The following is a 21,627-nucleotide window of genomic DNA, read 5'->3' as shown; positions in this document are numbered from 1 at the left end:
GCATGGCAAAGCTCTGGGACCGCATGCGGCTTATCCCGACAGTGGTTCGTCTCGCATCCCGGGCACCGAGGGATCCGCATGCCGCCTGGGACAAGTACTGGAAGGGCATCGACACGACGGGCAGGGCCGGAGACGTTCTCTGGGACGCCGATTCCGCTGCGGAGCGCGGGCAGTACGCCGATCTGATCCGCGCCCACTTTGATCCGGCTCTTCCGGTCGTTGACGTGGGTTGCGGCAATGGGACGTACACCCGGTGGCTGGCCGGGCTTTTTCCACGGGTGATCGGAATCGATGTGTCCGCCGGCGCCATCGACAGAGCGGCTGCGGAATCAGAAAATGTCCCCAATGCTGAGTTTATGGTCCTGGATGCTGCGGATACAGGCACGGGAGGACTTGGCTTGGAGCGGCTGGGCGCAGCCAACGTCTTCGTCCGCGGGGTCTTTCACGTCCTGAAACCCGACAAGCAAGCCGCCATGGTGGAAAACCTGCGGACGGCAGTCGGGGACAAGGGCCGGATCTTTTTGGCGGAAACCAATTTCCCCGGCAACAGCCTCGACTATTTGGCGGAGCTCGGGGCCACCCGAGAGAACGTACCGCGCCAGCTGCGCCGGGCGCTGGAAAACCTGCCACGTCCGGGCCGCTTCGGTGCCCGCGAACGCCATGCCTTGTTCCCGGACGCGGACTGGCAGCTCATCGAGGACGGCCCGATCAGCATCGAGGTGGTCCCCATGAGGTCCGAGAATGCCCGCCAAAGCGTTCCGGGATATTTCGCCCTTATGGCGGGAACCGGCAAAGCCCCGGGCCAGCAGAGCTGACATTCAACGAAAAGGCCGCCCGCCGGTGGAATCCGGCGGGCGGCCCTTGCCGTTCGCGGCGTGACTCCTTGCGTTACTCCTTGCGGCGGACCGAGAGCCCGCTGCCGGTGGACGCTCCGCCGTCGGGCCGCGCGGACACGTCCGCGCCGCCCATGGTGAGCTCCATCAGATCCGGGGCGGTGTCCACCAGGACCGTGTCGCCGTCGGCGATCTCGCCGGCCAGGATGGACTTGGCCAGCCGGTCTCCGATCTCCCGCTGCACCAAGCGGCGCAGCGGCCGGGCGCCGTAGGCAGGGTCGAAACCGGTGACGGCCAGCCAGGCCCGCGCGCCTTCCGATACTTCGAGAGTCAGGCGGCGGCCCTTGAGCCGTTCGCCCAGCTCCTTGACCTGCAGCTCGACGATCTCGGCGAGTTCCTCGACGCTCAGCGGGTCGAAAAGCACCACCTCGTCGAGCCGGTTCAGGAATTCGGGCTTGAAGGAGGCGTGCACCGTGGCCATGACCGCATCCCGCTTGGCGGCGGCGTCGAGGTTCGGGTCCACGAGGAACTGGCTGCCCAGGTTGGAGGTCAGGACCAGGATCACGTTCCGGAAGTCCACGGTGCGGCCCTGGCCGTCGGTGAGGCGGCCGTCGTCGAGCACCTGCAGGAGGATGTCGAAGACCTCCGGGTGGGCCTTCTCCACCTCGTCGAGCAACAGGACGGAGTACGGGCGACGGCGGACAGCCTCGGTCAGCTGGCCGCCCTCCTCGTAGCCCACGTAGCCCGGAGGCGCCCCGACCAGCCGCGCCACGGAGTGCTTCTCCGAGTACTCGGACATGTCGATCCGCACCATGGCCCGCTCGTCGTCGAAGAGGAAGTCCGCGAGCGACTTGGCCAGCTCGGTCTTGCCGACGCCGGTCGGGCCCAGGAAGAGGAAGGATCCGGTGGGCCGGTTGGGGTCGCTGATACCGGCGCGGGCCCGGCGCACGGCGTCGGAGACGGCGGTGACCGCCTTGGTCTGGCCGATCAGCCGTTCGCCCAGGACGCGCTCCATCTCCAGCAGCTTCTGGCTCTCGCCCTGCAGCATGCGCCCGGCCGGGATGCCGGTCCACGCGGAGATCACCTCGGCGATGTCATCCGCGGTCACCTCGTCGGCCACCATCTGCCCGGACTTGTCGGTCACGGCCGCTTCGGCCTCGGCCGCGGCCTTGAGTTCACGTTCCAGGGCCGGGATCTCGCCGTAGAGGATCCGGGACGCCGTCTCGAAGTCGCCCTCGCGCTCAGCTTTTTCCTCCGCGGACCGCAGCTCATCCAGCTTGGCGCGCAGGTCGCCGGCACGGTTCAGGCCCGCCTTCTCGGTCTCCCAGCGGGCGTTCAGGGCCGCGAGCTCCTCCTTCTTGTCCGCCATGTCGGCGCGCAGGGCAGCAAGGCGTTCCACTGAGGCCGGGTCGGTCTCGCCGGCCAGGGCCAGTTCCTCCATGGTCAGCCGGTCCACCTGGCGGCGCAGCTGGTCGATCTCCTCCGGGGCGGAGTCGATCTCCATCCGCAGCCGGGACGCGGCCTCATCGACGAGGTCGATCGCCTTGTCCGGCAGCTGCCGGCCGGAGATGTACCGGTTGGACAGGGTCGCCGCGGCCACGAGGGCGGAGTCGGAGATGGAAACCTTGTGGTGCGCCTCGTAGCGTTCCTTCAGTCCGCGCAGGATGCCGATCGTGTCATCCACGCTCGGTTCGCCGACGAAGACCTGCTGGAAGCGGCGTTCCAGCGCCGGGTCCTTTTCGATGTTCTCGCGGTATTCGTCGAGCGTGGTGGCGCCGATCAGCCGGAGTTCACCGCGGGCGAGCATGGGCTTGAGCATGTTGCCGGCGTCCATCGAGCTGTCCCCGGAGGCGCCCGCGCCGACCACGGTGTGGAGCTCGTCGATGAAGGTGACGATCTGGCCCTCGGAGCTCTTGATCTCCTCCAGCACCGCCTTGAGCCGCTCCTCGAATTCGCCGCGGTACTTGGCGCCCGCCACCATCGAGGCCAGGTCCAGGGCAACCAGGGTCTTGCCGCGCAGGCTCTCGGGCACGTCGCCGGCCACGATCCGCTGGGCCAGGCCTTCGACGACGGCGGTCTTGCCGACGCCGGGTTCGCCGATGATCACCGGGTTGTTCTTGGTGCGGCGGCTGAGGACCTGGATGATGCGGCGGATCTCGGCGTCGCGCCCGATCACCGGGTCCAGCTTGCCGGAGCGCGCGATCGCGGTCAGGTCGGTGCCGAACTTCTCCAGCGCTTGGAAGGTGTTTTCGGGGTCGGCGTTGTCCACCTTGCGGTCGCCGCGGACCCCGGGCAGCGCTGCGAGCAGCGCCTCGTGGGAGGCGCCGGCATCGCGGAGCAGCCGCCCGACGTCGTCGCTGCCGGAGGCGAGGCCCAGCAGCAGGTGCTCGGTGGAGACGAAGGTGTCGCCGAGCCGTTCCGCCTCGTTCTGCGCGTTCTTGATGGCCTGCATCGCGGCGCGGGAAAGCTGGGCCTGCTGCACGGAGCCGCCCGAGGTGGAGGGGAGGGCCTTGATGGCGGAGCTGGCCTGGACGCTGACGGCATCCGGATCGGTTCCGGTGGCGCGGAGGAGCGCGACGGCGACCCCCTCGCGCTGGTCCATGAGCGCCTTAAGCAGATGGGCCGGTTCCAGCTGCGGGTTTCCGGCCGTCGAGGCGTTCATGGCTGCTGCCGAAAGAGCCTCCTGGCTCTTGGTAGTGAATTTCGCGTCCAAAGAGAGCTCCTTCCGGGATAAAACTGTCGTCAAAGTTGAGTCTAGCCCGCTCAACTTTGGAATTGGCTCCTTTAGCTCCATGTTTGCCCACGGCGAAACTGCTGTCTAGGGCCGGAGTCCCCGCGGGCGCCGGGCGCGCTCCGGGCCGACGGACATGCCCATCCTTGGCTCGGGGCGCTGGGCATGCCCGGCCTCAGCCCTTCGAGCGTCCGGACATGCCCATCCTTCGCGCGGGGCGCTGGGCATGCTCAGCCGCCACCCTTCGAGCTTCCGGACATGCCCATCCTTGGCTCGGGGCGCTGGGCATGCCCGGCCTCAGCCCTTGGAGCGTCCGGACATGCCCATTCCTCGCGCCTACGAATGGACATAGTCCGGATATGTCTACTGGCCGAGTCCAAGGATGGGCATGTCCGTTGGGCTGGCTGCGGAAACCGAGCGAACCCAGGCCAGAGCATGTCCGTCGGACCGGATGCCACACCCGGACATCCCACCCCACATCACTTAACGTTGCTTAACGTTGCGCGGGCTAATTACTGTAACTGAGGTCACAGGGACCGAAACCGATGCGAAGGAGGGTCAGAATGCAGGAACAAGCCACCACCGTTGCCGGCGACGGCCCCGTAGCGCCGGTTTCCGCGGCTGCCGTGGCCCGCGCGGCCGGCGTCTCCTCCGCCGCGGTGTCCTACGTCCTCAACGGCAAGGGCGGTGTCTCGCCGGAGACCCGGCGCCACATCATCCACGTGGCGAACGAGCTGGGCTTCAGGCCCCGTAAGTCCTCCCAGTCCACCGATCTGCAGCGCACCCGCGTGATCGGCCTGATCCTGCCCAACATCATCAACCCGATGTTCCCGCGCTGGGCGCAGGGCGTCATTTCCGCGGCAGCCGATTCCGGCTACGAGGTCTTTGTCGCCACCACCCAGGACGATCCGGAGGTCCTCGCCCAGGTCACGTCCACGCTCGCGAACCGCAACGTGGACGGCGTCATCCTCGCCGCCTCGCTCCGGGACGATGCGCGCGCCCTCCGCACGCTGAGGTCCGCCCGGATTCCCTACGTCTGCTTGTCCCGCCGGGCTGACTTCCTCGATTCAGACTTTGTCGGGATCGACGACGACGCCGCCGCGACGCTGCTGATGCAGCACATGCTCGCCCACGGCTACACCGAGATCGCCACCGTGATCGGCCCCCGCTTTTCCACCGCTTCACTGGCCCGGGAACAGGCCTTCGTGCGGACGGCGGCCGCCGCCGGCGTCGTCATCAGCGGGGACCGCAAGATCAGCACCCGCGTGAACAACGAAGGCGGCCGGCTGGCCGCCGAACGTCTCTTCGCCTCCGGAACCCCGCCGCAGGCAGTGGTCTGCGGCAGCGACGAGCTCGCCATCGGCGTGATGGAGTACGCCCTGGCGCGGGGCCTGCGGATCCCGGAGGACGTGGCCGTGGCCGGCTGCGACGGGCTGCCGCACAGCCGCTCCGGACTGATCAACCTGACCAGCATTGTCCAGCCGCAGCAGGAGATGGCCCATGAGGCCTTCGCCATGCTGCTCAAACGCATCGAAGCCCCGTCCCGGAACTACACCTCGCTGGTGTGCCGGCACCGCCTCCACATCGGCCGCACCTGCGGCTGTACCCCCGCCCTCACCTAGCCACCGCACCAACCGCAACTCCCCAAACGCACCACCTCGCAGCGTCGGCTGCCGATTGAACGCTGCCCGCTGTCCGCCCTGACCATCAATCCTGACCCCAATTCAAGGACGAAGACCCATGTCAGTTGTATCCGCACCAACGAAGATGCGCACACCGCAGGAAATTAACGGCGTGATCCTGCGCCGAGTCATGCCGCTGCTGATCGGCGCCTACATCATGGCGTTCCTGGACCGCACCAACATCGGTATGGCCAAGGACCGCCTGGAGATTGACCTCGGCATCTCCGCCACCGCCTACGGCATCGGCGCCGGCCTGTTCTTCCTGACCTACGCCCTCTCCGAAATCCCCTCGAACCTGATCATGCACAAGGTGGGCGCCCGCTTCTGGATCATGCGGATCATGATCACCTGGGGCATCATCTCGGCCGGCATGGCCTTCGTGCAGGGAGAGTGGTCCTTCTACATCATGCGGATGCTGCTCGGCGTCGCCGAGGCCGGGCTCTTCCCAGGCGTTATGTACTTCCTGACCCAGTGGTTCGTGGTCAAGGACCGCGCCAAGGCCAACGGCATGTTCTTGCTGGGCGTCTCGATCGCCAACATCGTCGGAGCCCCGCTCGGCGGGCTGCTGCTGACCCTGGACGGCCTCGGCGGCCTGCACGGCTGGCAGTGGATGTTCCTCGTCGAGGGCCTGCCGGCCTGCGTCCTGGCCTACGTCGTCTGGAAGAAGCTCCCGGACCGGCCCAGCAAAGCCACGTTCCTCAGCCCCGAGGAGGCCGCCGACCTCGAGGCCCGGATCGCCGCCGAAGAGAAGGCCGGCGCGGAAGCCTCCGGCAACCACCGCCTCCGCGACGTCCTGAAAGACAAGCAGATCCTCCTGGTCGTGGGCGTCTATTTCACCCACCAGATTGCCGTCTACGCCCTGTCCTACTTCCTGCCCTCCATCATCGGCACCTACGGCAAGCTCAACCCGCTGCAGATCGGCCTGCTGACCGCCATCCCGTGGATCTTCTCCGCGGCCGGCGCGCTGCTGGTTCCCCGCTTCGCCACCGACGGCAAACGCTCCCGCCTCCTGGTCACCGGCACCATGATCGGCATCATCGCCGGCTTCGCGCTCGGCGCCGTCGGCGGCCCGCTGCTCGGCATGATCGGCTTCTGCCTGGCAGCCTTCAACTTCTTCGCCCTGCAGCCGATCCTCTTCACCTACCCGGCCACCCGCCTCAGCGGCGCCGCCCTCGCCGGCGGCATCGCGTTCGTCAACACCATCGGCCTGCTCGGCGGCTTCCTCGGCCCCTACGTCATGGGCTTCATGCAGGATGCCACCGGCTCCAAGCTCTCCGGCCTGTGGTTCATCGTGGGCATGTGCATCATCGGTGCACTGCTGTCCCTGATGCTCAAGCGCGGCACCGAGAAGCCCGACGTCGTCCCCGCTGCCCACTAAGCGCCCGACGCCGGCCGCCACCGAACGCTCCACCGCCAACGCTCTGCCGGCGCCCCTGCGCGCCGGCGGAGCGGCTCACCGAACCACCACCGCAAGGAATACCCATGGATTTCACCGCAAAACGCGTTCTGGTCACCGCCGGCGCCAACGGCATCGGCCTGGCCATCGCGAGCAAGTTCCAGCAACTCGGCGCCGCCGTCTTCGTCACCGACATTGACCCCGACGCCGTCGAGAAGGCCCGCGTCAACGGCCTCGCCGCTGCGGTCAGCGACGTCTCCGACGAAGCCCAGGTGCGCGCCCTCATGGCCACCGTGGCCGAGGAACTGGGAGGGCTGGACGTGCTGGTCAACAACGCCGGCATCGCCGGCCCCACCGGCCCGCTCGAAACCCTCGACGCCGCCGCCTGGAAGGCCACCTTCGACGTCAACATCCACGGCCAGTTCTACTGCATCAAGCACGCGCTGCCCCTGCTCCGGCAGGGCACCGGCGCCTCGATCGTGAACCTCTCCTCCGCGGCGGGACGGCTCGGCATGGCCGGGCGCAGCGCCTACTCCGCGTCCAAGTGGGCCGTCGTCGGGCTGACCAAGACGCTCGCAATCGAACTGGGCCCGGACCGGATCCGGGTCAACGCGATCTGCCCCGGCGCCGTCAACGGGCCCCGGATCGACGCCGTCATCGCGGCCAAGGCGCAGATGCTGGACCTCCCGGCGGACCAGGTTTCCGAGCTCTACCACAACCAGTCCTCCCTCGGCCGGCTGATCGAGGCCGAGGACATCGCGAACATGGCCGCCTTCGCCGCGAGCGACCTGGCCCGCAACGTCAACGGCCAGGCCCTCGCCGTCGACGGCAACACCGAAAAGCTTTACTGAGCCCCGAAGGAGCAACCCCCATGGCTGCTGCACGCAAAGTCATCATCACCAGCGCCGTCACCGGCGCCATCCACACCCCGTCCATGTCCCCACACTTGCCGGTCTCCCCGGACGAAATCGCCGACGCCGCGATCGGCGCCGCAGAGGCCGGCGCTGCGATCGTCCACATGCATGCCCGCGACCCGAAGGACGGCCGGCCCTCGCAGGACCCGGAGCACTTCGCCCCGATCCTGGACAAACTCAAGCGCAACACCGATGCCGTCATCAACATCACCACCGGCGGCTCCCCCCACATGACCGTGGAGGAGCGCATGCAGCCTGCCGCGCTGTTCAAGCCCGAACTGGCCTCGCTGAACATGGGGTCGATGAACTTCGGCCTCTACCCGATGCTGGACCGTTTCACGGACTTCGGGCACGAGTGGGAGCGCGAAGGACTCGAAAAGAGCCGCGACCTGGTCTTCAAGAACACCTTCCAGGACATTGAAACCATCTTAGGGCTGGGCAACGAGAACGGCACCCGGTTCGAATTCGAGTGCTACGACATCTCCCACCTGAACAACCTGGCCCACTTCCACGCCCGCGGCCTGGCCCGCGGCCCCCTGTTCGTCCAGTCCGTTTTCGGCCTGCTCGGCGGGATCGGCGCCCACCCGGAAGACCTCATGCACATGCGCCGCACCGCTGACCGGCTGCTGGGCGATGATTACCAGTGGTCCATCCTGGGCGCCGGCAAGAACCAGATGCCGCTCGCAACGATCGGTGCGGCCATGGGTTCGCATGTCCGCGTCGGACTGGAGGACTCGCTCTGGATCGGCCCCGGCCAGCTCGCCACGTCCAACGCCCAGCAGGTCACCCGGATCCGCACCATCCTGGAGGCGCTCAACTTCGAGATCGCCACCCCGGACGAGGCCCGCGAAATGCTGCAGCTCAAGGGCCGCGACAAAGTGGGATTCTAGGCCGGTGAGCATCCTCGTTGCCCCGGACAGTTTCAAGGGGACCTTCCCGGCAGCGGACGTCTGCGCCCACATCGCTGCCGGGATCCGCGCGGCCGGGGCGGCCGCCGTCCAACTGCCGGTGGCCGACGGCGGCGAGGGGACCTTCGACGTGCTGGTCCGGGGCCTCGACGCCCGGCCGGTCCGGGTTCGCACGGTGGGACCCTGGGGCGATGACGTCGAGGCGGTCATCGCGCTGGCCCCGGACGGGACCGCCGTCGTCGAACTTGCGTTTGCCAGCGGCCTGAACCTGCCCAGCACCGGCGACCGGGACCCCGTCCGTGCCAGCACGTACGGCACCGGGGTGATGATGGCGGAGGCCGTCCGGCTCGGTGCCCGGCGGGTGCTGGTGGCGGCCGGCGGCTCCGCGACCACCGACGGCGGGGCCGGGGCCATCGCCGCCATCGAGGAGCGCGGCGGCCTGGACGGCGCCGAGGTGGTGGTGCTCAGCGACGTGACCACCCGCTTCGCCGACGCCGCCCGGGTCTTCGGCCCGCAGAAGGGCGCGGACCCGGCAACGGTGGAGGTACTCACGTGGCGGCTCAACGAGCTGGCGGACGGGTTTGCCCGCGAACTGGGCCGGGACCCCCGGCCGTTGGAGCGGACCGGGGCCGCCGGCGGCTTCTCCGGCGGCATGTGGGCGAAGTACGGGGCCCGCCTGGTCTCCGGCGCCGACCATGTGCTGGACGTGCTCGGCTTCGAGGCCCACGCCGCCGCCAGCACCGCGGTGGTGGTCGGGGAGGGCCGGCTGGACTCCCAGACCGGCCAAGGCAAGATCATCGCCGCCATCCTGGCCCGCAGCGGCACGACGCCCGTGTACGCCGTCGTCGGTTCCGTCCACGAGGACCTGGGCGACTATGCCGACCACTTTGCCGGCGTAATCGTGGCCAGCGATGCGAAAGCCCTGGTGGCCGCGGGGTCGCAGGTGGCACGCATCGCCGGACACGCCCTGCCCTGACCCGGGGCCGCTCCCCCGGAGGACGGACATGCCCATTCCCGGCCTCGAACGGTGGGCATAATCCCACTATGTCCATTCTTCGTGCCAAGGGTTGGGCATGTCCCAGGGGCGGCCGCGGGGAGAGGGGGCATGCGCGGCGGCAGGCGTCGAGGGTTGGACATGTCCCGCAAAAAGAAGCGATCCGGCGGTCGGCTCCCCCAAGGAACCGACCACCGGATCGAATTATGGCTACACGCAAAGCTTGTCACACGTTTGACAACTTTGTCACATGACGCGCGGGCGGTACTGGCCGGACCTCTGTAATCTGGGAGTCATGGATGAGACTCCGGCACCCGGGCACAGCACCCGCAGCGTTTTCCTGGACAAGGCGCACCCCGCCGCGTGGCGCGCGCTCAACGGCCTGGGCCTGAAGGCCAAGGAAGCCGCGGAGGAGGCAGGGCTGGACCAGACGCTGATCGAGTTGCTGAACGTCCGCATCTCGCAGATCAACGGCTGTGCCTTCTGCCTGGACCTTCACGTGGGGGACGCGGTCAAGAACGGTGAATCAGCCCAGCGCCTGTCGGTGCTCCCGGCCTGGCGCGACACCACCCTTTTCAGCGAAAAGGAACGTGCGGCCCTGACTCTGGCCGAGGCGATCACCAACATCTCCGACGCCGAGGCCCGCGAGCGCGAAGGAGGCCGGGCGCGCAGGCACCTCACCGACGTCGAGTTCTCCGCCATCAGCTGGCTGGCGATCACGATGAACGCCTTCAACCGCGTCTCGATCGTCAGCCAGCACCCGGTGCGGAACAAGGCCCAGGGCAGCAAGGACCAGGAAACCCAACCCAAGTAACCGGCGGCTACGGGATCAGCCGGTCCGCCCGGAGCCGGTCAAAGAGCACTGTGAACGAGTCCAGGGTCCGGCGGTATCCGGTGAAGCCCGCGAGGCGGCTCTTGCTCATGTCGGCCAGCACCTCGATGTTGCGTCCCAGGTCGCCGTCGGTGTGCCACCACGAGGAGACCCGCGCGAGGTCCGGTTCGGCGAGTCCATGCCGGGCGGCCAAATCTGCCCACACCGTTTCCATGCCCCGCATCTGCTCTTCCAGCGGCCTGGGTTCGTTCTCGAAGCCAACGGCTTCGACGCCGAAATATGCGGCAAGGCGCGGCCACATCCAGCGCCAGCGGAAGACGTCGCCGTCGACGATGTTGTACGCCTGATTGCCTGCCGACTCCGCGGTGGCTGCCCAGAGCATGTGCTCTGCCAGCAGTCCACTGTCGGTCATATCGGTGAGGCTGTTCCACTGCGTCTCCGAGCCGGGGAAGATGAACGGCCGGTTCAGCTCCTTGCAGAGTGACGCCTGTACCGCGAGGGTGGTCCCCATGTTCATGGCGTTGCCCACCGCGTGGCCGATGACCGTGTGCGCACGGTGAACCGACCAGCTGAACCCCTGTCGTTCGGCCGCGGCCCACAGTTCGTCCTCCTGGGCGTAGTAGAAGTTGGGCACCGGCAGCCGCGGTTCCTCCTCATGGAAGGGCGTGTCCGGCATTTCCCCCGCGGCGTAGGCCTCAAAGGGGCCCAGATAGTGCTTCAGCCCGGTCATCAGGGCGACGTGTTCCACCGGGCTGTCGCGCAGGGCGTTAAGCAGGTTCCGCAGCAGCGCGGCGTTGACTTCGATGTTTTCCCGTTCGGTGTCCTGCCGCGACCAGGCGGTGAAGAACACGTGGGTCGGGCTTTCGCCCGCCAGCGCGGCCGTAAGGCTCTCCGGTGAGCTGAGGTCCGCACTAACGGGCCGCACCCCGGGACGGGCAACGACGCCGCGGGACAGGGCCAAGACGTCCCAGCCTGCTTCCCCAAGGAGGGTGACGAGGGCGGACCCGGCGATGCCGCTGGCTCCGACCACCAGTGCGGTGCGTCCATGGGCTGGGGCTGGGTTGTTCTGCACGAGATTCCTCCTGGTTGCGGGGCGGGCCTCTCTCCAGCCTAGGCCGTGGGGCCGGCCCGGCTGATACCGGGGCGTGGCCCAGAGGCGCCGGGCCCGGGGCGTGGCCTAGACCCGGCCGGCACTCCAGTGCCCCTACGCCGGGTAAATCGACACCGCCGCCGCCTTGACCACGAAGTAGACGCCCACTCCGGGCGCCAGGCCAAGGTCCGCCGACGCGGCGGGCGTGACGTCCGCGGACAGTTCCCCGGCCCGGACCCGGATCTGGTCGCCGTGCGGTTCCAGGTCGGTGACCGTGACCGGGAAGGAGTTGCGCGGGCTGCCGTGTGCTTCGCTGAGGAAGACTGAGACGGCCGACGGCGGGAAGGCCGCCACGCCGCTTTGGCCGGGAACCGCCGGATCCTCATGCCGGCCGGCGAATTCCTGGCCCGCGGCCGTCCGGAGCCCGGCCGCGGTGACGGTGCCGGCCACGAGGTTCAGCCCGGCCAGCCCGGCGGCGAAGCGGCTGCGGGGCCGCTGGAGCACGTCCCGGGTGGGGCCGTCCTCGGTGATCCGGCCCTGTTCCAGCACGATCACGCGGTCGGCGAGCATGTAGGCGTCCAGGACATCGTGCGTGACGATGATGGCCCGGCGCCCGGCCAGGACCCGCTTCAGCAGCCGCCGCAGCAGCGGGGCCGCATGGACGTCTAGGGCGGCCATCGGCTCGTCCAGCAGGAGCAGCCCGGGATCGGCGGCCAGCGCCCGGGCCACCGCGACCCGCTGGGCCTGACCGCCGGAAAGTTCCCCGGGCCGCCGTCCGGCGAGGTCCGCCGCATCGACCTCCGCCAGCCAGCGCCGGGCCGTCCGCCTTGCGTGGGCCCTCGGGGCCCCGGCACTCCGGGGGCCGAAGGCAACGTTTTCGAGGACCGTCAGATGCGGAAACAGCAGCGGCTCCTGGGCCAGCAGGGCGATGCCGCGGCGGTGCGGCGCGGTCCAGGTGTTCTGCCCGGGTCCCAGCTCGAAGAGGATCCGGCCGTCCACCTGCGCCCGCCCGGCATCGGGGCGGAGCAGGCCCGCGACCACGGAGAGCAGGGTGGACTTCCCGGCCCCGTTCGGCCCGAGCACGGCCACCGTCTCCGCGTCCGCCAGGCTCAGCGAGACGTCGAATCCGCGGGCGGCGACGGCGGCGTCGAGCGTGAACGTCATCCCCGCACCTGCCCGGCGGCCGCGGGGCTGCCCGCCCGGCGGCCGGCCGCGGCCGGTCCGCGGTAGCTGAGCCCGACGACGATGACCGCCACCGCGACGAGCAGCAGCGAGAGGGCGACGGCGGCGTCGGCGTCGGTCTCGCGCTGCAGGTAGATTTCCAGCGGCAGGGTTCGGGTGACGCCCTGGAGGCTGCCGGCGAAGGTGAGGGTGGCGCCGAATTCGCCGAGGCTGCGGGCGAAGGAGAGCACGGCCCCTGAGGCGAGGCCCGGCAGGACCAGCGGTACGGTGACACGGCGCAGCACCGTGGTGGGACGGGCGCCGAGGGTTGCCGCCACCGCCTCGTAACGGCTGCCCGCGGAGCGCAGCGCCCCTTCGAGGCTCACCACGAGGAAGGGCAGCGCGACGAAGGCCTGGGCGAGCACCACCGCCGTCGTCGAGAACGCGATCTGGATGCCGGCCACCTCGAGGCTCCGGCCCAGCAGGCCCTGCCGGCCGAAGGTGTAGAGCAGCGCGATGCCGCCCACCACCGGCGGCAGCACCAGCGGCAGCAGCACGAACGAGCGCAGCAGCCGCTGGCCCGGGAAGGCGCCCCGGGCCAGCACCAGGGCCAGCGGGACGCCGAGCAGCACGCAGAGCACGGTACTCGCCGCCGCCGTGCGCAGGCTGAGCCCCAGGGCCGTGAGCGAGGCTTCCGAGGTGAGCAGCGGGACGAACTGCGGCCAGTTGACCCTGGCGACCATGGCGGCGAGGGGCAGCAGGACGAACAGCGCCCCGGCCGCGGCGATGGCCAGCACCCAGCGCGGAATGCCGCTGTAGCCGTGGCGCGTCACGGGCTGCCGAAGCCCGCGTCGGCGAGGACCTTCCGGCCCCCGGCTCCGGTGACCAGCGAAACGAAGGCGTCCGAGAGCTCCTGGTTTCTGCTGGTCTTCAGCGCGGCGATCGGATAATGGTTGACGGCGGCGGCCGCCTCGGGGAACGGGATCCCCCTGACCTTGCTCCCGGCCGCCCGGACGTCGGTGACATAGACGAGTCCGGCGTCGGCTTCTCCCGAGGTGACCTTGCCCAGCACGTCGGTGACGGAGGATTCCTCACTGACGGGCTTCAGGGCCACGCCGCTCCTCCCCTCGACCGACTTCGCCGCCGCTCCGCACGGGACCTGGGCCGCGCACACCACCACTTTGACCCCGGGTTTCGCCAGATCCGCGAAGGAGCCGATGCCCGCGGGGTTGGCCGGAGGCACGGCGATGGCCAGGACGTTGCTGGCGAAGTTCCGGGGCGCGCCTGCCACCAAGCCTGCGTCGGCGACCTTGGCCATGTTCTTCAGGTCCGCGGAGGCGAACACGTCCGCGGGTGCGCCTTGGCTGAGCTGCGTGGCGAGGTCGGCGGACCCGGCGAAGCTGAGTACCACCTTGGTTCCGGGGTGGCCGGCCTCAAACTCCCGGGCCAGGGCAGTGAAAGGCGCCTTGAGCGAGGCCGCCGCGAACACTGTCAGGTTCTTCTCCGCCCCTCCCCCGCCGGCCGGTGCGGCGCAGGCGGCGGTCCCTGCTGCGAGGGCTCCCGCCAGCAGGAGGGCGGCGACCTTCCGGAGCCGGCTCATACGAGGGCCCTTCCATGCGGGCTTTCGATGATCACCGTGGTGGCTTTCACGACGGCGGTGGCCACGGAGCCCAGTTCCAGGCCGAGTTCGCGGACCGCCTCGCTGCTCATCAGCGACACCACCCGGAAGGGCCCGCACTGCAGCTCCACCTGGGCCATGACGGTGTCGGCCGTGATGGCCGTGACCAGTCCGACGAAGCGGTTCCGGGCCGAACTCCCGGCACGGGCAGGGTCCTCGGGCAATTTCGCCTGCTCCCGGGCCAGGGTGGCGAGCTCGAGCCCGTCCACGGCGAGCCGGCCCGATTCATCCCTGAGCGGCGTGAGGCTCCCGTTTTCGGTCCAGCGGCGGACGGTGTCGTCGCTGACGCCGAGGAACCGGGCGGCTTCCGAGACGCGAAAAGTAGGCATAGAGACACTGTAACCCGCATTTGCGGAGAATCCGGCCGTTTTCCTTTTCATCTCCGGGTCACCGCCCAATTCGGCCGCCTCGTAGACTTCCTGCATGGCCGTATACCTCGATCCCCCGCTCTGGCCCGCCCACGGAACGCACTTTTCGCACCTCATCTCGGACAGCTCGCTGGATGAGCTCCACACCTTCGCGCGGGCCGCGGGCATCCCGGAGCGGGCGTTCGACGGCGACCACTACGACGTGGCCGAGGCCCGCTACGACGCCCTGGTGGCGGCCGGCGCCGTCCCCGTCGAGGGCCGGATCCTGGTCCGCAAACTGATCGAAAGCGGCCTGCGGATTCCTGCGCGGCGACGCAACGGATCGCTGAAACTGCCGCTGCTGACCCGCTGGAACGAGGCCCTCCCCGGTCACGACGCGCTCTTCCTCGACCTGCTGGACCGCTGGGGCGAGGAGCACCGGAAGTACCACGGCCGCACCCACCTGCTCGCCGTGTTGGAGGCCCTGGACCGGCTGACCGCGCCGGCACGGCCACCGCGGACCGTGCTGCTCGCGGCCTGGTTCCACGACGCCGTCTACCTCGGCATCGCCGGCGAAGACGAGGAGGAGTCTGCCCGGCTCGCCGAGGAGCGGCTGGAGCGCGCGGGGCTTCCCGCCGACGAGGTCGACGAGGTCGCGCGGCTGGTCAGGATGACGGCGGACCATCGGCCGGATCCCGACGACGAACCCGCCGCCCTGCTCAGCGATGCCGACCTCTCCGTCCTGGCCGGCGATCCCGGCGCCTACGCCCGCTATCTTGCGGCCGTCCGCGAAGACTTCGCCCACATTGGCGACGCAGATTTCGCCGCCGGACGCGCCGCCGTCGTCCGCCAGCTCCTTGAACTGGACCCCCTCTTCCACACCGCGCGCGGCCGCGAACTGTGGCAGGACACGGCCCGCCGGAACCTGCAGGGCGAACTTGCCTGACTCGGTCCCGCCACCACATCGCGGGGTCACTTGGCGCCTATAAATCCCTTCGGGATGGCGCTAAGTGACCCCGCGATGCTTGGTTGTTTCAGGCCGCCTTGCGGAGGTGGTCGGCGAGACGGTCGAAGGACTCCCGCCAGCCGGTGCCGTTGCTGTCCCGGTTCTCCGCCGTGTCAAAGGGTCCCTGCGTGAACGCCATCCGGGTACCGCCGTCGATCTCCTCCAGCCGGAAAGTCACCTCGGTCTCAAAGCCGCGGGTGCCGTCGGCCTTGTCCCAGGCATGGGTGAACACGAACAGGTTCGGCGGTTCGATGTCCGTGTGGACGCCGCTCCACCAGTACTGCTGGCCAGTGGCGTCCTGGATCATGCAGGCGCGATAGAGGCCGCCAATTTCCAGGTCGGCATCGATGCTCTCCCGCGGGGTATGGAAACCGCGCGGCCCCCACCACGCGGGCGCCTGCTCCGGGTCGGTCAGGGCGGACCATACCGCCGAAATCGGGACCTGGAACTCGCGGGTGATGACCAGCATCAGTTCATCGCTACTGGTCTCTGCCTCCGGGATTGTTGGCTCTGGCATTGCTCTTCCCTCGGCTTCCTGTGGTTGTCCGGACCGGGCGCGCCCTAGCGGTAGGTGACGGCAAACGGCCGGTCTGTGGGCACGATCTGCTTGCCCAGCGGCATCAGGGATACCGGAATGAGCTTGAGGTTGGCGATGGCCAGCGGGATGCCGACAATCGTGATGGCCATGGCGAAGGCCGTGACAACGTGCCCGATCGCGATCCAGATGCCCGCCACGAGCAGCCAGATGACGTTGCCCAGCAGGGTGAACACGCCGTTTCCGCCGGGCTTGTCCACCACCATGCGGCCGAACGGCCACAGGGTGTAGGACGCGATACGGAACGAGGCCAGCCCCCACGGAATGGTGATGACCAGCAGGCAGCAGACGATGCCGGCAAGGAAATACCCGAGCGCCAGCCAGAGGCCGCCGAAAAGCAGCCAGATGATGTTGAGCAGTGTCTTCATGGCTTCATTGTCTCCCGCGAGCCGCAGATTCGGATCAGGGGTTGGCCCTGATCAATCCCTGATCTTCGGACCGTTCTTAGGTGTCAGCCTGCTTGACCATGGCCGCTTCGACGTTGATCTTGACCTTGTCGCTGACGAGCAGTCCGCCCGCCTCGAGGGCGGCATTCCAGGTCAGGCCGAATTCCTTGCGGCTGATGTCCGCCTCGGCGCTGAAGCCGGCCCGGGTCGCTCCGAAGGGATCCACCGCGACGCCGGTGAACTCGACTTCCAGGTCCACCGGCTTGGTGACGCCGCGGATGGTGAGGTCGCCGGTGAGCACGTAGTCCTCGCCGTCGCCCCGGACGGACGTTGCGCGGAAGGTCATCTCGGGGAAGTTCTCGACGTCGAAGAAGTCGGGACCGCGCACGTGGCCGTCGCGGTTGGCGTCGCCGGAATCGAAGCTGGCGGTCTTGATCGTGGCGTGCAGGCTGGCATCGGCCAGGGAATCCCGGACCCGGGCCTCCGCCGACGCCTCGTTGAAGCGGCCCCGGACCTTGCTGATCCCGGCATGCCGAACGCTGAAGCCGATCTCACTGTGGGACATGTCCAGCGTCCAGACGCCGGGGGTCAATCCATTGGGCAGGGTCATCGCCGTTTCTCCTTCACGTGGGTGACGAGGGGGCTCGCCTGGATTCGGAGGGCCTAAGAAGCATGCTAACGAGGAAGCCCGCACGGCGATAGGTCCGTCCGCCGGATGGTGCCGCCTCACGCCGTCGGGCCGCCGTCGGGACGTCAACTGGCCGTCAGAACCCCTTGGCTGCCGCCACGAAAGCCCGGATTTTCGCGAGGTCCTTGACCCCCCGGGATTGCTCGACGCCGGAGGAGACGTCCACGCCCCAGGCGCCGGCCGCCGCGGCCGCCACGGCCACGTTTTCCGGGTCCAGCCCGCCGGCCAGCAGCCATTCCCGGTCATCCAGCCCCAAGGCGCGGACCGACGCGTAGTCCCAGGCCTCACCGGAACCGGGAACCGCCGCGTCGATGAGCAGCAGCTCCTCGCCCCAGTCCGCAAACGCGTCCGGAGCCGCGGACATGGTGACGGCGCGGACAATTTTGAGGCCGGCGTCGTGCACCGTGCGGACATCATCGGCGGTGCGGTCGCCGTGCAGCTGCACCCATTCCAGCCCGGCTTCGCGGGCCACGGCGACGGCGTCGGCCGCCGCCTCGTGCCGGAAGACACCTACCGCGGGAAGCCCGCCCGGCACCGCGGCGAGGAGTTCACGGACGAGGTCCGGGGACACCTCGCGCGGGCTGCGGGTCAGCACGAAGCCGAGCGCATCGGCCCCGGCGTCGACCGCGGCCAGCACCGATTCTGGGGTGCTGAGGCCGCACACTTTGACGAACATTCCGGCTCCCTCCGCAGTTTTTCGCTGCTTTGACGTTAGCAAGCCCGCACCGGCCGTGCTGACGTTACGTTCATTGGGCCCCGCGCCGGGAGGTCCCCGGGGGCCTGCGGCCGGCGGCTAGGCTGGGTTGATGGAGATCATCCGGTATGCCGAGCTCAAGCCCCGCCCCTGGAGCAACGGCGGCGGGGTGACCCGCGAACTGGCCAGGTTCCCGGAATCAGCCGCCGGGCGGGCTGCCGCTGCGGATGACGCCTGGGACTGGCGGGTGAGCATCGCCGAGGTGGCGCGGGCCGGCGCTTTCTCCCGCTTTGCCGGGATGGAGCGGGTCCTCACGGTGGTCGAGGGCGAGTTGCTGCTCCTGACCGTGGACGGCGCCGAGCATCCGCTGGAGAAATACCGGCCGTTCCGGTTCTCCGGCGACGCGGACGCCGCCGGCGCCCTGCCTACCGGCGACGTCCGGGATCTGAACGTGATCACCCGCACGGGCGCCTTCAAGGGCTACACCTCCATCATCGAACTCTCCAAGAAGCGCGCCCACCCGGTCTTTGCCGGCCAGTTCGGCATCCTGATGCAGGGGCAGGCCACCGTCAGCGTCGGTGACACAGCCGACCCGGCGCCGCAACCGCTCGGCCGGTACGACGCCGTCGTCGGCTCCGACAGCGACACCCCGGAAATCCTAGGCCGCGGCTTCCTCGCCGTCGTGTCAATCGACCCGGCTGAGCCGGCCGGCGAGGGCACCGGCTAGCTTTCGTCGGCCTTCGCCCTCGCCGCACCGACCCCCACGGATTCGGCCGAGAGCCGCTGCGCCAGCCAGATCGGGACGATTGAAACAACGATCAGCACAACGGCCACGACGTTGACCACCGGCGCCTGGTTAGGCCGGAAGAGGTTCTGCAGGATCCAGATCGGCAGCGTCGTATCGCCGGCGCCGATGGTGAACGTGGTCACGATGATCTCGTCGAAGCTCAGGGCAAATGCGAGCAGGCCTCCGGCCAGCAGCGCCGAGCGGAGTTGCGGGAAAGTCACCAGCCGGAAGGTGGTGAACACCCCGGCGCCCAGGTCAGCGGAGGCTTCCTCCAGGCCGCCGTGCATCCGGCGGAGCCGGGCAATAACGTTGTTGAACACGGTTACCATGCAGAACGTGGCGTGCGCTATCACCACTGTCCAAAGGCTGAGCGATACGCCGAGGATGGTGGTGAACATGTTGTTTAGGGCGATGCCAGTGACGATTCCGGGCAGGGCGATCGGCAGGATCACCAGCAGGCTGATGACGTCCCGGCCGAAGAACTTGTAGCGTTGCAGGGCGATCGCCAGGAGGGTCCCCAGCACCAGCGAAATGACAGTGGACACCACCGCCACCCAGACCGAGGACAGCAGAGCCTCCCGCACGCCGGTGGAATCGAGGGCCCGGCCCCACCACTCCAGGGTGAAACCCTTGGGCGGCCAGCCGAACGTCCGGTCCGAGTTGAAGGAGTTCACCACCACCAGCAGCAGCGGGAGGTAAATGAAGAGCAGCACCAGTGCGGTGACGACGCCGAGGATGGCCTTGGCGCTTCGGGAAAGTCTCACGGTGCTCCTTATTTCCGGCGGTCGTCAAAGGTTGTTGAGGGCGCCCGAGCGACGGACGATAAACAGGTAAGCCATGATGATGACGATCGGAACGAGGGACACCGCCGCGGCCAGCGGCAGGTTGTTCGCGGCGCCGACATTGGCGTACACCACGGTGCCCAGCATCTGGGTGGTTCCGCCGACAATCTGGGCCGTGATGTAGTCGCCCAGCGAGAGCGAAAACGTGAAGATCGTCCCGGCGATGATGGAGGGCACCAGCAGTGGCAGCATGACTAGCCGCATGGTCGCCAGAGGTTTCGCGCCGAGGTCGCCGGACGCCTCCAGGAGCGAGTCCGGGACACGGTCGAAGCCAGCGTAAATGGGCAGAATCATGTACGGCAGCCAGATGTAGGACAGGGTCAGAATGACGGCGGTCTCGCTGTAGCCGGGCGACGCCAGGCCGATCGGTGCTCCCACCCACTCCAGCAGGCCGCCCTCGGCGAGGACATTGCGCCAGGCGTAGGCCTTGACCAGGTAACTGGCCCACAGCGGCATCAGCACCGCGATTACCAGCAGCTTCTGCCAGCGGGCACTGGCCACCTTGGCGATGAAGAACGCCATCGGCAGCGCGATGACCATGTCGATCACGGTCACGGCCGCCGCGATCCACAGAGTCCGGAGCGCGATCCGCTGGTAGACCGGATCGGTCACCACCGTCACCAGGTTGTCAGTTGTCCAGACCGTGGACACCTTCCCGGTGAACGTGTCCACGGTCCACAGCGAGGTGATCAGCAGGGCCGCGAGCGCGGCGATGTACACGAGCACCAGCCAGCCGGCGGGAGCCGTGATCAGCCCCGCCAGCCGTAATCCGGGCGAGCGGTGCAACATCGCTGAGAACTTGTTGGGACGTGCCCGCGGCACGCCGGCGGCCGGCGGCGAGCCGGGCGCCGGGTGCAGCGTCTGCAATGCCATGTCAGCCCTTGATCTCGGTCCAGGCCTTGGTCCATTCGGAGTAATCCGTGCACTTGGCGTCCTTGCGGCCGTCAAGGCATTCGGCCACCGGCGTGGTCCAGTACCAGATCTTCTCTGCGTACGCCGCGTCACCCGAGTGGTAGGTTTCGCAGTGCTTCTTATCCTTGGTCAGCTCGCAGGCCTTCGGGTTTGCTGGTGACTCACCGAAGTATTCGGCCACCGCAGCATTGGCCTTCGGGCTGGCGATGTAGTCCAGCCACTTGTACGCGCAGTTCTTGTTCTTGGACTGCGCCCCGATCATCCAAGTGTCAGACCAGCCGGTGGCACCCTCCTGCGGGAGCACGGTCGCTACCTTGGTCCCGTTAGCGGCGGCGATATTGGCACCCACCTGCCACGTGGTTCCGACCACGGTGCTACCGCCGGCGAAAGCCTGGACCTCCTTGACGACGTCGCTCCAGTATTCGCCGATGTGCTTGCGCTGCTGCTTGAGCAGATCCACGGCGGCGGCAAGCTGGTCCTTGTCCAAGGCGTAGGGGTTCTTTATGCCGAGTTCCGGCTTGTGCGCCATCAGGTACACGGCGGCGTCGGCGATGTAGATGGGTGAGTCGTAGGCCGTGACCTTCCCGGTGTACTTGTCGGCGTCGTCAAAGACGGCGCTCCAGGAGGTGGGGGCGGGCGTGACCTTGGTGGTGGAGTACATCAGCAGGTTTGCGCCCCAGCCGTGGGGCATCCCGTAGTTCTTGCCGTCCACCGTGTTCCAGGCCTTGTCCTTGAGGAACGGGTAAACGTCGGCGTAGTTCTTGAGCAGGCTCATGTTGACCGGCTCCACGTTGTTGCCGGCGATCAGGCGCAGGGAGGCGTCACCGGAGGCCGAGACGACGTCGTACTGGCCGGTCCGCATCAGCGTCACCGCTTCGTCGGACGTGCCGAAGGGCTTGAAGCTGACCTTGCACTGGGTCTCTTTTTCGAAGGGCGTGACCCAGTCGACGGCGGGGTCGTTGCTCCCGTTCTCGACGTAGCCGGGCCACGCGAGGATCGAGAGCTGCCCTTCGCCCTGGCCGATTTCGGTTTTGAGCGGCTGCGCCGACGGGGCGGCCCCGCCGCCGCCGCTGGTTCCGCAACCCGCCAAGGCGAGGGCGGCTGCGGCCACCCCGGCCACGAGGGAGGCCTTCATTCTTGTAGCCATGATT

General features: G+C 68.5%; 22 protein-coding genes. 9 read left to right on the top strand and 13 right to left on the bottom strand.

What is annotated here, in order from left to right; genetic code table 11:
• Window positions 1-2 precede the first annotated feature (2 nt).
• Window positions 3-815 (top strand): class I SAM-dependent methyltransferase, encoded by an 813-nt coding sequence (locus tag AB4Y91_RS00550; RefSeq protein WP_441416647.1) that lies wholly within the window; start codon window positions 3-5, stop codon window positions 813-815.
• Between the two features lie 73 nt (window positions 816-888).
• Here the strand turns inward: AB4Y91_RS00550 and clpB are convergent, their stop codons facing one another.
• Window positions 889-3,546, bottom strand: coding sequence for an ATP-dependent chaperone ClpB (gene clpB / locus AB4Y91_RS00545; RefSeq protein ID WP_441416646.1), 2,658 nt, complete (start codon window positions 3,544-3,546; stop codon window positions 889-891).
• A 581-nt stretch (window positions 3,547-4,127) separates the two neighbouring features.
• On the opposite strand from clpB, the gene AB4Y91_RS00540 reads away from it, so the two are divergent.
• The 6 genes from AB4Y91_RS00540 to AB4Y91_RS00515 all read left to right on the top strand — a co-directional run bounded on the left by AB4Y91_RS00540 (window position 4,128) and on the right by AB4Y91_RS00515 (window position 10,272).
• Complete coding sequence (locus AB4Y91_RS00540; protein ID WP_441416645.1) at window positions 4,128-5,186, top strand: LacI family DNA-binding transcriptional regulator; 1,059 nt, start codon at window positions 4,128-4,130, stop codon at window positions 5,184-5,186.
• Between the two features lie 118 nt (window positions 5,187-5,304).
• Window positions 5,305-6,624 (top strand): MFS transporter, encoded by a 1,320-nt coding sequence (locus AB4Y91_RS00535; protein ID WP_441416644.1) that lies wholly within the window; start codon window positions 5,305-5,307, stop codon window positions 6,622-6,624.
• A gap of 104 nt (window positions 6,625-6,728) precedes the next feature.
• Window positions 6,729-7,493 carry an SDR family oxidoreductase gene (locus AB4Y91_RS00530; RefSeq protein WP_441416643.1) on the top strand — a complete coding sequence of 255 codons (765 nt, stop codon included), beginning with the start codon at window positions 6,729-6,731 and terminating at the stop codon, window positions 7,491-7,493.
• A 20-nt stretch (window positions 7,494-7,513) separates the two neighbouring features.
• Entirely contained in the window at window positions 7,514-8,446 is a 933-nt protein-coding gene (locus tag AB4Y91_RS00525; RefSeq protein WP_441416642.1) for a 3-keto-5-aminohexanoate cleavage protein, read from the top strand.
• Window positions 8,447-8,450: 4 nt separating this feature from the next.
• Complete coding sequence (locus AB4Y91_RS00520) at window positions 8,451-9,440, top strand: glycerate kinase (protein ID WP_441416641.1); 990 nt, start codon at window positions 8,451-8,453, stop codon at window positions 9,438-9,440.
• 313 nt (window positions 9,441-9,753) lie between these two features.
• The gene (locus AB4Y91_RS00515; protein ID WP_441416640.1) at window positions 9,754-10,272 is read left to right on the top strand and encodes a carboxymuconolactone decarboxylase family protein; all 519 of its coding nucleotides are present in this window, start codon (window positions 9,754-9,756) and stop codon (window positions 10,270-10,272) included.
• A 7-nt stretch (window positions 10,273-10,279) separates the two neighbouring features.
• On the opposite strand, the gene AB4Y91_RS00510 is transcribed toward AB4Y91_RS00515, so the two are convergent.
• From AB4Y91_RS00510 to AB4Y91_RS00490, 5 genes are all read right to left on the bottom strand, one after another.
• Entirely contained in the window at window positions 10,280-11,362 is a 1,083-nt protein-coding gene (locus AB4Y91_RS00510) for an SDR family oxidoreductase (protein ID WP_441416639.1), read from the bottom strand.
• 132 nt (window positions 11,363-11,494) lie between these two features.
• Complete coding sequence (locus tag AB4Y91_RS00505) at window positions 11,495-12,544, bottom strand: sulfate/molybdate ABC transporter ATP-binding protein (RefSeq protein WP_441416638.1); 1,050 nt, start codon at window positions 12,542-12,544, stop codon at window positions 11,495-11,497.
• Complete coding sequence (locus AB4Y91_RS00500) at window positions 12,541-13,374, bottom strand: ABC transporter permease (protein WP_441416637.1); 834 nt, start codon at window positions 13,372-13,374, stop codon at window positions 12,541-12,543. The genes AB4Y91_RS00505 and AB4Y91_RS00500 overlap by 4 nt, the downstream gene beginning before the upstream one ends.
• Window positions 13,371-14,141, bottom strand: a complete 771-nt coding sequence (gene modA, locus AB4Y91_RS00495) for a molybdate ABC transporter substrate-binding protein (protein ID WP_441416636.1) — start codon at window positions 14,139-14,141, stop codon at window positions 13,371-13,373. Before modA ends, AB4Y91_RS00500 begins: the two co-directional genes overlap by 4 nt.
• Window positions 14,138-14,548 carry a TOBE domain-containing protein gene (locus AB4Y91_RS00490; protein ID WP_441416635.1) on the bottom strand — a complete coding sequence of 137 codons (411 nt, stop codon included), beginning with the start codon at window positions 14,546-14,548 and terminating at the stop codon, window positions 14,138-14,140. The genes modA and AB4Y91_RS00490 overlap by 4 nt, the downstream gene beginning before the upstream one ends.
• Window positions 14,549-14,642: 94 nt before the next feature.
• Here AB4Y91_RS00490 and AB4Y91_RS00485 point away from each other — a divergent pair, with 94 nt between their 5' ends.
• A complete protein-coding gene (locus AB4Y91_RS00485) occupies window positions 14,643-15,512 on the top strand; it encodes a DUF4031 domain-containing protein (protein ID WP_441416634.1) in 870 nt (289 codons plus the stop codon).
• 88 nt (window positions 15,513-15,600) lie between these two features.
• Here AB4Y91_RS00485 and AB4Y91_RS00480 read toward each other — a convergent pair whose 3' ends face one another.
• The 4 genes from AB4Y91_RS00480 to AB4Y91_RS00465 all read right to left on the bottom strand — a co-directional run bounded on the left by AB4Y91_RS00480 (window position 15,601) and on the right by AB4Y91_RS00465 (window position 17,917).
• Window positions 15,601-16,089, bottom strand: coding sequence for an SRPBCC family protein (locus AB4Y91_RS00480; protein ID WP_441416633.1), 489 nt, complete (start codon window positions 16,087-16,089; stop codon window positions 15,601-15,603).
• Window positions 16,090-16,133: 44 nt separating this feature from the next.
• A complete protein-coding gene (locus tag AB4Y91_RS00475; protein WP_441416632.1) occupies window positions 16,134-16,535 on the bottom strand; it encodes a YccF domain-containing protein in 402 nt (133 codons plus the stop codon).
• Between the two features lie 76 nt (window positions 16,536-16,611).
• Window positions 16,612-17,163 (bottom strand): YceI family protein, encoded by a 552-nt coding sequence (locus tag AB4Y91_RS00470; RefSeq protein WP_441416631.1) that lies wholly within the window; start codon window positions 17,161-17,163, stop codon window positions 16,612-16,614.
• A gap of 154 nt (window positions 17,164-17,317) precedes the next feature.
• On the bottom strand, window positions 17,318-17,917 hold the full coding sequence (locus tag AB4Y91_RS00465) for a phosphoribosylanthranilate isomerase (protein WP_441416630.1): 600 nt from the start codon (window positions 17,915-17,917) through the stop codon (window positions 17,318-17,320).
• 130 nt (window positions 17,918-18,047) lie between these two features.
• On the opposite strand from AB4Y91_RS00465, the gene AB4Y91_RS00460 reads away from it, so the two are divergent.
• Window positions 18,048-18,662 carry a HutD/Ves family protein gene (locus AB4Y91_RS00460; RefSeq protein WP_441416629.1) on the top strand — a complete coding sequence of 205 codons (615 nt, stop codon included), beginning with the start codon at window positions 18,048-18,050 and terminating at the stop codon, window positions 18,660-18,662.
• Here the strand turns inward: AB4Y91_RS00460 and AB4Y91_RS00455 are convergent.
• From AB4Y91_RS00455 to AB4Y91_RS00445, 3 genes are read right to left on the bottom strand one after another with little or no spacing between them, the layout of a single operon-like run.
• Window positions 18,659-19,486, bottom strand: coding sequence for an ABC transporter permease (locus AB4Y91_RS00455; protein ID WP_441416628.1), 828 nt, complete (start codon window positions 19,484-19,486; stop codon window positions 18,659-18,661). The two genes, AB4Y91_RS00460 and AB4Y91_RS00455, sit on opposite strands and share 4 nt — an antisense overlap.
• A gap of 24 nt (window positions 19,487-19,510) precedes the next feature.
• Complete coding sequence (locus AB4Y91_RS00450; protein WP_441416627.1) at window positions 19,511-20,437, bottom strand: ABC transporter permease; 927 nt, start codon at window positions 20,435-20,437, stop codon at window positions 19,511-19,513.
• A gap of 1 nt (window position 20,438) precedes the next feature.
• Complete coding sequence (locus AB4Y91_RS00445; RefSeq protein ID WP_441416626.1) at window positions 20,439-21,623, bottom strand: ABC transporter substrate-binding protein; 1,185 nt, start codon at window positions 21,621-21,623, stop codon at window positions 20,439-20,441.
• Window positions 21,624-21,627: the final 4 nt, after the last annotated feature.

This window comes from Arthrobacter sp. YAF16, assembly GCF_052113385.1.
Taxonomy (GTDB): Bacteria; Actinomycetota; Actinomycetes; order Actinomycetales; family Micrococcaceae; genus Arthrobacter.
The sequence above is the reverse complement of the archived record's forward strand: the minus strand, read 5'-3'. Positions and strand labels throughout refer to the sequence as shown.

Coding starts and splice junctions, on each gene's coding strand:
- AB4Y91_RS00525 (WP_441416642.1), top strand. CDS start 7,514: ATGGCTGCTGCACGCAAAGTCATCATCACCAGCGCCGTCACCGGCGCC.
- AB4Y91_RS00485 (WP_441416634.1), top strand. CDS start 14,643: ATGGCCGTATACCTCGATCCCCCGCTCTGGCCCGCCCACGGAACGCAC.
- AB4Y91_RS00535 (WP_441416644.1), top strand. CDS start 5,305: ATGTCAGTTGTATCCGCACCAACGAAGATGCGCACACCGCAGGAAATT.
- AB4Y91_RS00470 (WP_441416631.1), bottom strand. CDS start 17,163: ATGACCCTGCCCAATGGATTGACCCCCGGCGTCTGGACGCTGGACATG.
- AB4Y91_RS00450 (WP_441416627.1), bottom strand. CDS start 20,437: ATGGCATTGCAGACGCTGCACCCGGCGCCCGGCTCGCCGCCGGCCGCC.
- modA (WP_441416636.1), bottom strand. CDS start 14,141: ATGAGCCGGCTCCGGAAGGTCGCCGCCCTCCTGCTGGCGGGAGCCCTC.
- AB4Y91_RS00550 (WP_441416647.1), top strand. CDS start 3: ATGGCAAAGCTCTGGGACCGCATGCGGCTTATCCCGACAGTGGTTCGT.
- AB4Y91_RS00445 (WP_441416626.1), bottom strand. CDS start 21,623: ATGGCTACAAGAATGAAGGCCTCCCTCGTGGCCGGGGTGGCCGCAGCC.
- AB4Y91_RS00465 (WP_441416630.1), bottom strand. CDS start 17,917: ATGTTCGTCAAAGTGTGCGGCCTCAGCACCCCAGAATCGGTGCTGGCC.
- AB4Y91_RS00480 (WP_441416633.1), bottom strand. CDS start 16,089: ATGCCAGAGCCAACAATCCCGGAGGCAGAGACCAGTAGCGATGAACTG.
- AB4Y91_RS00505 (WP_441416638.1), bottom strand. CDS start 12,544: ATGACGTTCACGCTCGACGCCGCCGTCGCCGCCCGCGGATTCGACGTC.
- AB4Y91_RS00515 (WP_441416640.1), top strand. CDS start 9,754: ATGGATGAGACTCCGGCACCCGGGCACAGCACCCGCAGCGTTTTCCTG.
- AB4Y91_RS00475 (WP_441416632.1), bottom strand. CDS start 16,535: ATGAAGACACTGCTCAACATCATCTGGCTGCTTTTCGGCGGCCTCTGG.
- AB4Y91_RS00540 (WP_441416645.1), top strand. CDS start 4,128: ATGCAGGAACAAGCCACCACCGTTGCCGGCGACGGCCCCGTAGCGCCG.
- AB4Y91_RS00490 (WP_441416635.1), bottom strand. CDS start 14,548: ATGCCTACTTTTCGCGTCTCGGAAGCCGCCCGGTTCCTCGGCGTCAGC.
- AB4Y91_RS00460 (WP_441416629.1), top strand. CDS start 18,048: ATGGAGATCATCCGGTATGCCGAGCTCAAGCCCCGCCCCTGGAGCAAC.
- AB4Y91_RS00530 (WP_441416643.1), top strand. CDS start 6,729: ATGGATTTCACCGCAAAACGCGTTCTGGTCACCGCCGGCGCCAACGGC.